The sequence below is a fragment of the Halorubrum cibi genome, assembly GCF_900182635.1.
GTDB lineage: Archaea > Halobacteriota > Halobacteria > Halobacteriales > Haloferacaceae > Halorubrum > Halorubrum cibi.
Genome location: NZ_FXTD01000003.1, coordinates 96190 through 109407 on the forward strand (window position 1 = coordinate 96190; position 13218 = coordinate 109407).

Annotated in this window: 12 protein-coding genes; 9 read left to right on the forward strand and 3 right to left on the reverse strand. The window is 68.8% G+C overall.

Annotated features, from left to right (window positions below; genetic code table 11):
- Positions 1-155 precede the first annotated feature (155 nt).
- Positions 156-1481, reverse strand: a complete 1326-nt coding sequence (locus FN829_RS04845) for a carboxylate--amine ligase (RefSeq protein WP_142985872.1) — start codon at positions 1479-1481, stop codon at positions 156-158.
- A gap of 156 nt (positions 1482-1637) precedes the next feature.
- Between FN829_RS04845 and FN829_RS04850 the strand changes: the two genes are divergently transcribed.
- Both FN829_RS04850 and FN829_RS04855 read left to right on the forward strand, forming a co-directional pair.
- Positions 1638-2165 (forward strand): DUF5813 family protein, encoded by a 528-nt coding sequence (locus FN829_RS04850; RefSeq protein WP_142985873.1) that lies wholly within the window; start codon positions 1638-1640, stop codon positions 2163-2165.
- Positions 2166-2232: 67 nt separating this feature from the next.
- Positions 2233-2553: a hypothetical protein gene (locus FN829_RS04855; protein WP_142985874.1), complete on the forward strand. Its 321-nt coding sequence runs from the start codon at positions 2233-2235 to the stop codon at positions 2551-2553.
- A 64-nt stretch (positions 2554-2617) separates the two neighbouring features.
- Here the strand turns inward: FN829_RS04855 and tmk are convergent, their stop codons facing one another.
- Entirely contained in the window at positions 2618-3217 is a 600-nt protein-coding gene (gene tmk / locus FN829_RS04860) for a dTMP kinase (RefSeq protein WP_142985875.1), read from the reverse strand.
- A gap of 285 nt (positions 3218-3502) precedes the next feature.
- Between tmk and gcvH the strand changes: the two genes are divergently transcribed.
- The 5 genes from gcvH to FN829_RS04885 all read left to right on the forward strand — a co-directional run bounded on the left by gcvH (position 3503) and on the right by FN829_RS04885 (position 8374).
- Positions 3503-3886, forward strand: a complete 384-nt coding sequence (gene gcvH, locus FN829_RS04865; RefSeq protein ID WP_142985876.1) for a glycine cleavage system protein GcvH — start codon at positions 3503-3505, stop codon at positions 3884-3886.
- Between the two features lie 120 nt (positions 3887-4006).
- Positions 4007-5326, forward strand: coding sequence for an aminomethyl-transferring glycine dehydrogenase subunit GcvPA (gcvPA, locus tag FN829_RS04870; RefSeq protein WP_142985877.1), 1320 nt, complete (start codon positions 4007-4009; stop codon positions 5324-5326).
- Position 5327: 1 nt separating this feature from the next.
- Entirely contained in the window at positions 5328-6758 is a 1431-nt protein-coding gene (gene gcvPB / locus FN829_RS04875; RefSeq protein ID WP_142985878.1) for an aminomethyl-transferring glycine dehydrogenase subunit GcvPB, read from the forward strand.
- An 86-nt stretch (positions 6759-6844) separates the two neighbouring features.
- Positions 6845-7354 (forward strand): metallophosphoesterase, encoded by a 510-nt coding sequence (locus FN829_RS04880; RefSeq protein WP_142985879.1) that lies wholly within the window; start codon positions 6845-6847, stop codon positions 7352-7354.
- A 138-nt stretch (positions 7355-7492) separates the two neighbouring features.
- Positions 7493-8374 (forward strand): serine hydrolase, encoded by an 882-nt coding sequence (locus FN829_RS04885; protein ID WP_142985880.1) that lies wholly within the window; start codon positions 7493-7495, stop codon positions 8372-8374.
- Between the two features lie 30 nt (positions 8375-8404).
- Here FN829_RS04885 and FN829_RS04890 read toward each other — a convergent pair whose 3' ends face one another.
- Positions 8405-9511: a class II histone deacetylase gene (locus FN829_RS04890; RefSeq protein WP_142986075.1), complete on the reverse strand. Its 1107-nt coding sequence runs from the start codon at positions 9509-9511 to the stop codon at positions 8405-8407.
- 455 nt (positions 9512-9966) lie between these two features.
- Between FN829_RS04890 and FN829_RS04895 the strand changes: the two genes are divergently transcribed.
- A complete protein-coding gene (locus FN829_RS04895) occupies positions 9967-11676 on the forward strand; it encodes a BCCT family transporter (RefSeq protein ID WP_221929819.1) in 1710 nt (569 codons plus the stop codon).
- A 149-nt stretch (positions 11677-11825) separates the two neighbouring features.
- Positions 11826-13187 carry an aminotransferase class III-fold pyridoxal phosphate-dependent enzyme gene (locus FN829_RS04900; RefSeq protein ID WP_142985881.1) on the forward strand — a complete coding sequence of 454 codons (1362 nt, stop codon included), beginning with the start codon at positions 11826-11828 and terminating at the stop codon, positions 13185-13187.
- The last annotated feature ends 31 nt before the right edge of the window (positions 13188-13218 follow it).

Genomic DNA, 13218 nt, shown 5'->3' on the forward strand with positions numbered 1-13218 from the left:
CATCCGAAACCGCCCAGAACCTCACGGAACAAGCTAAACCGGCACCGATCACCAGCGGTCGAGGCGGCTTCGAAGCACCCGTCGGGACGTAGCACACCAACGACGGAATTCCACACCGATCCCGTCGCGGAAGGGTTTCACGCCGAACCGGCCCCTCAACAGGAGCAGTAGTACTCGCGGTCGACGAACTCCGTCTCGAACAGCTTCGCGGCCGGGGCCGGGTCGGACGGGCGGTAGACCCCGGTGGTCAGGTCGCCCTCGCGCTCGAAGGAGCCGGCGACGAGCCGCCGCCAGTCGTCGCCCGAAAGCAGGTCCCAGAAGGCGTCGTCGCCGGCGAGAAGCGAGAGATAGTCGCGCAGGTACACCCAGCGGGTCGTCTCGGCCGGGTCCACGCCCTCGGACTCGTACTCCGCGTCGGTGACGGCGGCGTACGCCGCCATCGGGAGGTTCGCGCCGGCGGCGACCGGCAGCGAGATCCACTTCCACGGCCGGGTGTTGACGTCGAGCAACAGGAACTCCTCGCGCTCGTCGTCGTAGACGAACTCCGCCTCGCTGATCCCGTGGTAGCCGGCGTTCTCGAGCACGGCGAGCGCGCGCTCCTCGATCGCGGGCTCGTCCGCCGTCTCGACGAGACAGGAGGTCCCGAACTGGAGCGGGTAGCGAACCGCGGCGTTGCCGACGACCGCGAGGGCATCGTCGACGCCCGAGGGCGGGACGTACGACGCCAGCGAGTGATCCCTCCCGGTCGCGACGTCGACGCGCTTCTGGGCCATCACCTCGACGCCCTCGGCGGCCGCGCTCGCGACGACCTCCTCGAACTCCCCGCGGTCCGCGACGATCAGCACGTTCGTGCCGAACGCTTCCTCGAACTCGCGTTTTCGGGCGGGCTTCACCACGAGCGGGAAGCCGAGCGAGTCGGCCGCCTCCTCGAGCGCGTCTTCGTCGATCTCCCCGGTATCGCCGGCCTCTCCGTCCGTCTCGCCCGCCCCGCCCCCGAGGCGGTGCGTCTCCGGGTAGGGAATCCCGAGGTCCTCGCAGGTGGCGTACAGCCGCGACTTGTTCAACACGTCGTCGATCGTGTCGATCCCCGAGTAGGGGAGCCGGACGCCGTCGGGGTCGGCCTCGGCGTACGCGAGCGCCCACTCGTCCATACAGCCGAACGCGACCGCCTCGGTCCCGGCGGCGTCGACGATCGCCTCCACGTCCTCGCGGAAGCCGTCGAGGTCCTCGAGCGGGTAGGTGACCGCGCCGGCGAAGTCGACGGCGTCGGACGGGGGCGCGAGCCCGTCGTGGACCACCGGTTCCGTCCCGTCGCCGGCCGCGCGGTCGAGCGCGATCACGGGCACGCCGTGGGCATCGAGCGCGCGGGCGACGCCGAGGCCGGTGACGTGGGCGTTGCTGACGAGCGCGGGCGGCCGGTCGAACGACGCGTCCGCGAGCGCGTCGATCAACCCCTCCGTCGAGCGGAATCGGTCTGCCATACGGCCCCTCACGCGGCCGGATACAAAGGCACACCAGTACCGGTTCGACGTGCCCCCATCGGTGACGCCCGGCAGCCGTCGCCCAGGTGGTGCCCTCGACGACGACCGGTCCGCCGCCGACGCGGTCCTTTTGAGGACGCGGGCCCTTCCCGAGGTATGAGCGAGAGCGAACGCGAGGACGACACTGACGAGATTCCGGGGCGCGTCCGGCGGGCCTTCCGCGACCACGGCTCGTTCGAACCCGCCGACGAGGGCGTCTGGACCGCGACGACGACGGCCTTCGACGCCGAGGTCGAGGCCGAACCCGCCTCCGAGGACGGTCGGATCCGCTTTTCGGTCAGCGTCCGCGTTCCGAGGCTGTCGGCGGTGGCCGTCGACGACGTGGCCGACGTGGTCGAGACGGGCTGGTGCGAGACGTTCGAGCGGCGCGTCGTCGACGTCGGCGGCGTCACCCGCGGGAACCACGAGTTCGACCCGCGGGTCGAACTCGACGGCGACGAGATCGTCGTGGAGTTCGCGCTCACCGACGTCAACGAGCGACGCGGCGTTGACGACGCGGGCGCGCTGGTCGATTTCGTCGAAGGGACCTACGTCCAGGGCGTGATCCCCGGCTACGAGTACACCGATCCCGTCGAGGGGCTGATCTCCTCGGCCAGACGGCAGGGTGACGGAGGGATGTTCTGAGAGGTGACCCGGACGTGCGCCGGACGCGCAGCGATAGGCGCAAAAGCGCGGGGCCCGTAGCGTGGATATGATCGCGCTCTTCGGGTTCGCGAGCCTCGTCGGACTCGTCGTCCTCCACACGCTGGTCGCCGGCGTGACGACACGCTTTTTCAGGCTCCGGCTGGCCACGTCGTGGGGGTGGGTGGTGTACACGGTCGTCCTGACGCCGATGCTGCTTTTCGTCTCGACGCTGTTTTTCACCGGCATCGGGGTCGGCGCGGGCGTCGACCTCGTGAGCCCGACGATCGTCGTCTCGGCGCTCGTCGGGCTCCCGATCGTTCTCGGCGTCGCGATCGACTACCTCTACGTGCCGCCGCCGGAGGAGTACGAGCTTCCGGACACGCGGTGAGAAGGGAGAGAAGGGAAAGAAGAGAGAGAGGAGATACAGAGCGGTCGGCGGCGAGGCGAGCCCCTTACTCCGCGTCCGCGAGGAGGCCGGCGACGACGTCCTCGACGCGGGCGATCACGTCCTCGAGGGGTCGCGTGGCGTCGACGCGGACGAATCGCTCCGGTTCGTCGTCGATCAGCCGCTCGTAGTTCTCCCTGACTGCGGCGAGGTAGCCGTCGCGCTCGAACTTGTCGGTGCGACCGGCGCGCTCGGCGGCGGCGGCCGCGTCGAGATCGAGGTAGATCGTCGCGTCGGGCGGGCGCGAGAAGGCGGTGTGGATCTCCCGGACGTACTCCATCGGACTATCGACGTCGAGGTCGCTCTCGGCGAGCGTCGCCCCCTGGTAGGCGAACCGGGAGTCGGAGTACCGGTCCGAGACGACGAGGTTGCCCTCGGCGAGCGCGGGCCGAACCGTCCCCGAGAGGTGGTCGGCGTGGTCGGCGGTGTACAAGAAGAGCTCCGCGAGCGGGTCGGCCTCCTCGTCCCCCATGGATCGGTACACCGCGTCGCCGTACCAGCTGTCGGTCGGCTCGCGAGTGAAGACCGCCTCCGGGTGGACGTCCTGGAGCGCCTCCCACACGGTCGTCTTCCCGCTCCCGTCCAGCCCCTCCAGCGTGATCAGCATGGTCGCGCTCCGACCCGCCGGGAGAATAAAGCGTCGGGATTCGATCGGTGGGGTTCGAGACTCGATCTGTGGGATTCGAAATCCGATCGGCGGAGTCAGATTCGGGATGGAACCGTCCCGCACTCACGCCGATCGGCCGCCGGGAACACACCTTTTATTTCCCCGTCCTCGGTAGGGACACGCACGCGAATCGCGGACACGACGCGGCCGAGCCGACGTTTGAACCGAGCCCAGACGCTCGATTCGAGCGCCGTCGGGTCGACGTGTGCCGCGATCGATCCCACAATGAGCTTCGAAGTTCCCGACGAGTTACGATACCTGGAATCGCACGAGTGGACCACCGTCGACGACGAAACCGTCCGCGTCGGAATCTCCGACTTCGCACAGGACGAGCTCGGTGACGTGGTCTTCGTCGAGCTTCCCGACGCCGGCGACGAGGTCGTCGCCGGCGAGGCGTTCGGCGTGGTGGAGTCGATCAAGGCGGTCTCGGACGTGTATTCGCCGGTCTCCGGCGAGGTTCTCGCAGTCAACGAGGAGCTCTTCGACCGACCCGAACTGGTCAACGAGGACCCCTACGGCGACGGCTGGCTGATCGAGGTCGCCCCGAGTGACGGCGTCGGACACGACGAGCTGCTCGATGCCGACGAGTACGACGCGCAGATCGCCTGAAGACCGCTCCGAAACACCGAACCGACACCACATGACGAGCCACCAAACCCAACCGGAGTCACTCGGACAGAACGAACGACCCCGACCGCACGTCACGGTCGACACCGACCCGGAGAACCAATGAGCGGGAGTCCGTACGCACCCCACACCGACGCCGAGACCGCGGCGATGCTCGAGACGATCGGCGTCGCCGACGAGGAGTCGCTCTTCGACATCCCCGGGGACGTCGCCTTCGACGGTGAGTTCGGGATCGACGCCCGGACCGAACGCGGCATCCGCGACGAGTGCGCCCGGATCTTCGCGCGTAACGACGACGCGACCGAGTTCCTCGGCCGCGGCCACTACGGCCACTACGTGCCGAGCGTCGTCGACCACCTCGCCGACCGAGCGGAGTTCCTCACGAGCTACACCCAGTACCAGCCGGAGATCTCACAGGGGTTCCTCCAGGCGCTCTTCGAGTACCAGTCGATGCTCGTGGAGCTGACGGGCCTCCCGATCGCGAACTGCTCGATGTACGACGCCGCGACTGCGCTCGCGGAGGCCGCGACGCTCGCCGATCGAACGCGCTCGACGTCCGGCGACGTCGTCCTCGTCCCCGAACACCTGCGGGAGGGGAAGCGGGCGGTCCTCGAGAACTACTGTGCCGGCGCGGACCTGACCGTCGAGTCGTACCCGATGGACGACGGGATCGCCGACGTCGACGCCCTCGCCGACCGCGTCGGCGACGACGTCGTCATGGTGTACGCGGAGAACCCCACGCTGCGCGGCTGTATCGAGGAGAACCTCGCCGCGATCGGCGAGCTCGCCGAGGACGACGACGCGCTGTTCACGCTGGGGTCTGACGTCGTCGCGCTGTCGGTGCTCGAGGAGCCCGCGAGCGTCGGGGCCGACGTCGTCGTCGGTGAGGCCGGCGCGCTCGGGCTCCCGACGTCCTACGGCATGGGACTGGGGATCTTCGCCTGCCGCGAGGAGCATCTCCGGCAGGTACCCGGCCGGCTCGTGGGCGCGAGCGAGGACGCCGCGGGCGACCGGGCGTTCACGCTCACGCTCCAGACGCGCGAACAGCACATCCGCAAGGAGCGGGCGACCTCGAACATCTGTACGAACCAGGCGTGGGTGGCGCTGCGCGCGGCGATCCACGCCGCGTGGCTCGGGCCGGACGGGCTCGTCGACCTCGCGAACGATTGCGTGCGCGAGGCGGCCGCGCTCGCCGGCCGCCTCGACGACCTCTCGGGGGCGGCCGCGCCGGTCCACGACCGCCACCACGTCCGGGAGTTCGCGGTCCGAACCGACCAGCCGGCGGTTCCGATCGCGGACGACCTCGCGGACGCGGGGTTCCTCGTCCATGTCGTCGGCGAGCACCTGCTTCAGGTGTGCGTGTCCGACCTCACCGCAGGACGGACCGACGACCTCGTCGCGGCGTTCGAGGAGGTGATCTGACGTGATCCACGATCAGGCCGACTACACGCGTGAGGGAGAGGGCGTTCACGAGCCGCTGCTCTCCGAGAAGGGCGAGGAGACGGTCGACGTGCGCGAGGAGTCGCCCCTGCCCGACGATCTGACCCGCGAGGAGCTCGCGCTTCCCGTCCCGTCGGAGCCGGAGATAGCCCGCCACTACACCCGGCTCTCGCAGATGAACTGGGCGATCGACTCCGGCCCGTACCCGCTCGGGAGCTGTACGATGAAGTACAATCCCAAGTTCACCGAGGATGTGGCCGCGGACCCGAACGCGGCGGTCCACCCGGACCGCCCGGACCGGTCGATCCAGGGGAATCTCGAGTTACAGTACCGGCTCCAGGAGTTCCTCGCTGACATCGGCGGGATGGACGCCGTCACGCTCCAGCCGCCCGCGGGCGCGGCCGGCGAACTCACGGGGATCCTGATCGCGAAGGCGTACCACGAGCACCACGGCAACGACCGCTCGGAGGTGGTGATCCCGGCGTCCGCACACGGGACCAACTTCGCGACCGCCGCGACCGCCGGATACGACGTGGTCGAACTCCCCTCCGGGGAGGACGGCCGCGTCGACCTGGAGGCGCTCGAGGCCGCCGTCGGCGACGACACCGCCGCCCTGATGTTAACGAACCCGAACACGGTCGGGCTCTTCGAGCGCGACATCACGGAGATCGCCGAGATCGTCCACGATGCGGGCGGACTGCTCTACTACGACGGGGCGAACCTCAACGCGCTGCTCGGCCGCGGCCGCCCCGGCGACATGGGGTTCGACGTGATGCACTACAACGTCCACAAGACGTTCGCGACGCCCCACGGCGGCGGCGGTCCCGGCGCGGGACCGGTCGGTGTCACCGAGGAGCTGGCCGAGTTCCTCCCGAGCCCGCGGGTCCGCGAGACGAACGGAGAGAAGGGGTACGAGCGCTTCGAGCCCGCCGAGTCGATCGGGAAGGTCCACGGCTTCGAGGGCAACTGGCTCGTGTTGATCAAGACGTACGCGTACATTGCCCGCCTCGGCGACGGGGGGCTCTCGGACGCCGCGGCCAAGGCCGTACTCAACGCCAACTACCTCGCCGAGCGGATCGACCTCGAGGTCCCCTACGGGCCGTTCCACCACGAATTCGCGGCGACCGCGGGCGACCGCGACGCGGCCGACGTCGCCAAGCGCATGCTGGATTTCGGCGTCCATCCGCCGACGACGAAGTGGCCCGAGATGGTGCCGGAGGCGATGTTGACCGAGCCGACGGAGATCGAGAATCGGTCCTCGCTCGACGACCTCGCGGAGGCCTTCGACCTCGCGTACGCCGACGTCGACGAGGCGCTCGAGACCGCGCCGAACCGCACCGCCGCCGCCCGGATCGACCAGGTCGGGGCCGCGCGGAATCCGCGGCTCTCCTGGCAGGCACTCGACGAGGAGTAGTGCGGGTGCGGTAACGCCGGCTGGGCCGCGTCGCGCCCGGCGGCTCCGGTGGTTTTTCTACGATCCGCGCGTACTCCCCGACGACCATGCTCGTCGGCATCGTCTCCGACACCCACGACGACCTCGACGTCGTCGAGGCGGCGGTCGACCTGTTCGAATCGCGGGGCGTCGACGCGGTGGTCCACTGCGGCGACTTCGTCGCCCCCTTCTCCGTGACCCCCTTCGACGCCGGGTTCGACTTCCACGCCGTCCGCGGCAACAACGACGGCGAGTGGGCGGTGGAATCCACGGTGAACTCGTTCGGAACCTACCTCGGCGAGGCGGGGACGCTCTCGTTCGGCACGGTCGAGGTGGCCGTCACCCACGGGACGAGCGAGGTCGTCGTCGACGCGCTCGTCGACTGCGGCGACTACGATTACGTCCTCCACGGCCACACCCACGCGAGCGGGGTCGAGGAGCGGGACGGCACCGTGCGGGTGAACCCCGGCGGCCTCCCGATCCCGGTCGCGGGCGCGGACGACTCCTTCCACGTCGCGACGCTCGATACGACGGAGCCGGGTGCCGCGGCCGTGACGCATCACCGGCTGGACCGCTGAGGCGGCGGAACGGGAGCCGCCGGCCGAAGCTAGGGTCGGGAGCCGGCACTGCGCGGCCCCTTCCCGAGGCGTTATGCCGCTCCGCCGGGAGCGTCGCGACATGTCCGAACAGACTGTCGACGAGGAGGCACGACGCGGATGAGGGACGCTCGGCCGCCCGTCGAGACCGACGCCGACCTCGCGGAAGCGATCGACGCGATCGCCGAGCGGTTCGACGGCCACCTCGGCGTTTTCCTCGGCGTGCCGCGGGAGTCGAACGCGTTCGACGTCCTCCATCGCCGCAACGCGGACGAGACGTTCGTCGCCGCGAGCACCATCAAGCTCCCGATCCTCTACGCCCTCTACGAGGAGTACGACGGGCGGCTCGACGACCTCGCGGAGCCCCGCTCGATAGCCCCGGAGAATCGCGTGGGGGGAAGCGGGATGTTTCACCTGCTCGAGGACCCGACGCCGTCGCTGGAGGACCTCGCGCGGGCGATGATCGCGATCAGCGACAACGCCGCCACCAACCAGCTGATCGACGAGGTCGGCGCGGAGCGAGTCGAGGCGGCCGCGAGCCGACTCGGCATGAACGACACGCGGCTCCGGCGGAAGATGATGTCGACGCTCGAGGGACGCGATTTCGAGCCGCTCGGCGAGCAGCCCGAAGGGGAGCCGGCGAACGCCACCACGCCGGCCGACTGCGCCCGCTTCTTCGCCGACCTGATTCACGAGACGACGCTGTCGCCGGCGGCGTACGATCGGCTCCGCGTGCCGCTCGACGAGCAGAAGGACACGTCGCTCTTTGCCCGTTATCTCCCGTACGGGACGCCGATCGCACACAAGACCGGCGGTCTCCCGACGGCGGCGCTGGACGCCGGGATCGTTCGGGCCGACGACGGCGAGACGCCGGCGCTCGTGTTCGCGGCGTTCGCGACGCGCGCGGAGAATGGCGGCGACGCGGGCGACGCGGTCGCGGCGGTCGGCGACGCGGCGTTCGAGCGGTTCACGGCGCTACGGGAGGAACGCGGCGGGCGGTAACGGAAAACGGCGAGAGCCGCCGTCGTGGCGTCACCCGTCGTCGGACTCCGCCAGGACCGGCCAGTGTGCGCGGTGGTGATCGATCGCCTCATCGAGCCACGCGTCGACGAGTTCGGTCGGCTCGTCGAGCCACGCCATCGGGTCGTCGTGGCCGTACCCCTCCAGGTCGACGAGCCGGTCGAGGACGCCCTCGAGGACGCCGAGGGTTGCGAAAGAGAGGTGCGACGGCTGGTAGCCGCCCTCCTGGATCAGCGCCAGGCGGCCGTCGGCGACGTCGTCTGCGAGCGTCCGGACCCGCGAGCCGAGCGTTCGGAACCCGCCGCGGGTGACGAGATTGCGGCCGTTGGGGTCGACCGTCCCCGCGTCCTGCCCGGCGCTCACGAGGACGAGGTCGGGGTCGTACGACCGGACGACCGGCTCGACGACGTCCTCGAACAGGCGCTCGTACCCGCGGTCGCCGGTGCCCGGCGGGAGCGGGACGTTGAGGGTGTACCCCGTTCCGTCCCCCTCGCCGACCTCCGCGAGCGACCCCTCCTGGGGATGGTACTCGGACCACGAGCCGTGGTCGTGGTGGGCGCTCACGAGGAGCGCGTCGTCGCGGTCGTAGAAGGCCTCCTGGGTTCCGTTGCCGTGGTGGACGTCCCAGTCGACGATCGCGACCCGATCCGCGCCCGACGCGATCGCGTCTTCGGCGGCGATCGCCGCGTTGTTGAGGAAGCAGAACCCGTCCGCCTGCGTCGGCTGCGCGTGGTGGCCGCTCGGGCGACAGAGCGCGTACGGAAGCCCCGGTCGTCCCGACAGCGCGTGGTCGGCGGCGGCGACCGCGGCCCCGGCCGCGACGCGCGCCGCGTCGTACGTCGCCTCGTTCGCGCCGGTGGTGGTTCGGCCGATCCGCCCGCCGCCGTCGGCACAGAACTCCTCCAGCCAGTCGACGTAGTCGGCGTCGTGAACGCGCTCGATGGCCTCCATCGTTGCCCGTTCCGGCTCGAGGAAGCGACTCTCCTCGGGGAAGCCGTGCTCCACCGTCGCCACGATGTTCTCGACGCGCTCGCGGCGGTCCGGGTGCGTCTCGTCGGCGGCGACGATCGGCGTCGACGGGTGTTTGAACGCTCCCGCCGGCTGTTCGTGATCCAGCATGCGCTCGTGCCAGTAGACCGTGAGATCGGCGTCCTCGGAGCGCCCCGTCGATTCAGCCGTCACCGTCTCGCACCTCCGTGAGTCGAGTCGCCTGCGCTCGATCCGGTCGGATCCGGTTCCGTTCGGTTCGTCTCCGCGTCGGCGGTCGTCCGTTCGGACGATAGGTGTGTCGCGTGTCGCACGGTCTCGCTTTCGCGGGAGGTGTGAAAAAATCACGGCGTCGGATCGGCGTTCGGGAGTTTCCGGCACTGTGTGCCGGCTTTCCCGCCCGCTTGCGCAGACGTACACAACAACCGTGTACTACGGGTACGAAAAAGAACAACATTTATGTAAGTTCCATTCAACAAGCGGACTGTGCTATCACGTATCACGGCAGTCGGCCGGCGAGGGGGATCGGACGACGTCCGTCGCGTGCGCTCGAAATCGTTGAAGCGATTCGAGGGAGGTGACTCCGCGTGAGCGACGCGGAGGACGCCGAGGGTCCGGTCGCGAGGTTCCGCGAGGAGATCGATCCGGTCGTCTTCGCGTTCGGCGCGCTGATAACCCTGGGCGTGATCGTCGCGTTCTTCATCAGTCCGTCCGCCGTCGAGGACGGCATCTCGTCGCTGAACGACCAGCTTCTCGGCGCGTTCAACTGGGCGCTGATGCTGATCGTCTTCCTGATCGTGTTGTTCCTGCTGTTCCTGATCGTTGGACCGTGGGGAGGGATCAAGCTCGGCGACGAGCCCCCGGAGTACAGCTTCCTCTCCTTCTTCGCGATGCTGTACTCGGCGGGATTCGCGGCCGGCGTCGTGTTCTGGGGGCCGACCGAGGCGCTGTTCTACTACGATAACCCCTCGCCGCTTTTCAGTACCGTCGAGGGCGGAACGGCCGAGGCGATGACGATCGCCGTCCAACAGACGCTGTTCCACTGGGCGCTGCCGCAGCTCGCGGTGTTCACCATCATGGGCGTCGCGATCGGCTACTTCGCGTACAACTACGAGAACGTCCCGCTGCGCGTCTCCTCCGCGCTCACGCCGATCCTCGGTGCGGACAACCTCGACGGCCCGGCCGCGAAGGTCGTCGATATCCTCGCCGTCTTCGCGACGATCGGCGGCGTCGCCACGTCGCTCGGCTTCATCGGGAGCCAGTTCGTCACCGGGCTCGACTACCAGTGGGGGATCAACATGGGCGATCTCGGCATCCTGCTCGTGGTCACCATGATGACCCTGCTTTTCACGACCTCGATGGTGCTCGGGGTCGACAAGGGGATCCGCCGGCTCTCGAATTTCAACATGGTCCTCTTCGTCGCGCTCATGCTCGTGACGTTCGTCGTCGGCCCGTCGCTGTTCCTCGTGCTGCTCGGGACGCAGGCGTTCGGCGGGATGATATCCGAGTTCGTCTCGATGAGCCTCTTCACCGGTGCCGGACCGATGGGTGCGGGCGACAGCGGTGCGACCGGGTGGGTGAACGCGTGGACGGTGTTCTACTGGGCGTGGGCGCTCTCGTGGTCGCCCTTCGCGGGGCTGTTCATCGCGCGGATCTCCAAGGGACGGACCGTCCGTGAGGTCGCGTTCACGGGGATCGTCGCGACCTCCGGTGCGACCATCCCGTGGTTCACGTTCGTCGGCGGCACCGCGGTCTGGGCACAACACAACGGCATCGCCGATTTCGGCGCGGTGATCGCCGGCGAGGCCGGCCCGGAGGTGTCCGGCTTCATCCTCTTCGAGGCGCTAAACTTCACGTTGAACCTCGGCGGAGCGTCGATGACGATCCCGATCGGATCCGTGCTGATCTACGTGTTCATGATCCTCGTGACGACCTTCTTCGTCACGTCCGCGGACTCCTCGACGCTCGCCGTCTCGATGATGACGACCGGCGGGAAGGCGGAGCCGTCGAACATCAACCGGATCTTCTGGGGCGTCGTCCTCGGGATGACCGCGGCGATCCTGATGATCCTCGGCGGCACCGGCAGCGCGAACACGCTCCAGCAGGCGGCGATCATCACCGGGACCCCGTTCGCCTTCGTCTGCTTCCTCGCGATGCTGGCGCTGATCAAGGACTTCGGTGAGAACTACGACCAGGTGCTCTTCCAGAACGAGACCACGCTGTACGGATCACGGGACGACTCCGGATCACAGACCGGATCGCGGACCGGATCCGCCGTCGAATCCGACGACGACTGAATCGGTTACCGGCCGAATCAGTTCCGGCCGAATCGATCGATCGAATCCGATTGCGGATCGGGATCTCGTTTTCGCGTTCACGTCTCCGCTCTCACCCGTCTCACGCATCGGGAGAAGATTTTAATGGACACTATACACACTTACTGTGTATGGACAGGGACACCGCGGAGCCGGACACCGGCGGATTGCCGGGACCGAACGCCGAGAAGTGGGTCGAACACTACGGCGAGCACGCCGCGCCCAGCGAGTACTCCCACGAGTTCGTCTGGGACGTCACGGAGGAGGCGGACGGCCCCTTCGTCACCGACGTCGACGGCAACGTCCTCATGGACTTCACGTGTCACATCGGGGCCGCGCCGCTCGGCTACAACAACGAGAAGGTGCTCGGCACGCTCCGGGAGTTCGACCTCGTCGAGCCGATGAAGATCGCGGGCCAGGACATGTACTTCGGCTCCGGACCGGACCCCGACGACGCGCCCTTCCCGGGCTCGACACAGCTGATGGAGAAGCTCACGGAGGTCTCCGCGTCGTTCGGGCTCGACACGGTCTTCCTCTCGAACTCCGGGGCCGAGGCGATCGAGAACGCGATGAAGGTCGCACACGACCACAAGCCGGCCGCGAAGTACGGCTTCGCGTTCGGCGGAAGCTTCCACGGCCGCACCCTCGGGACGCTCTCTCTCACCAACTCCAAGGACGTGTATACCCGTCACTATCCCGAGATCGCCGGGATCGAGACGGTCCCGTTCTGTGCGGACCGCGAGTGTACCCCCGAGACGTGCGACTGTGGCTTCTTCGCCGGCGGCGGCTCACAGCTGCGGAACTCGCTCTCGCCGGAGGGCGGCCACGTCGACCCCGCCGAGGTCGCGTTCGTCGTTCTCGAGCCGATCCAGGGCGTCGGCGGCTACCGCTTCCCGAGCGAGCCGTTCATGGCGGAGGTCGGCACGGTGGCCGACGAGTACGACATCCCCCTGATCGTCGACGAGATCCAGTCCGGCGTCGGTCGCACCGGGAGGTTCTGGGCGTCGGAACACTACGACCTCGAGCCCGACGTGATCGGGGCCGCGAAGGCGCTCCGCGTCGGCGCGACGGTCGGGCGCTCGGAGCTGTTTCCCGACGAGAAGAACCGGCTCGGCTCCACGTTCGGCGGCGGCGACCTCCTCGGGTCGATGACCGGCGCGCTCACGATCGAGGCAATCGAGGAGCACGACCTGCTCGCGAACGCGCGGACGCGCGGGCGGCAGGCGAAGGAACTGCTCGCGGACGACGCGGGCGACCACGTCGTCGACGTGCGCGGCAAGGGCCTCATGCTCGCCGTCGAGTTCGACACGCCCGACCGCCGCGACGACGTGGTCGCGGAGGCGCTGGAGCGCGGCCTGCTCACGCTCGGCTGCGGCAAGAAGACGATCCGACTGTTGCCCCCGCTCGATTCGACCGAACGCGAGATCGACCTGGGGATCTCGATCTTCCTCGATGCGGTCGCGGCCGCGGGTCCGACGCCGACGACCGCCTGAGTCCGGAGCCGACCCTCTCCCGACGAAGGCC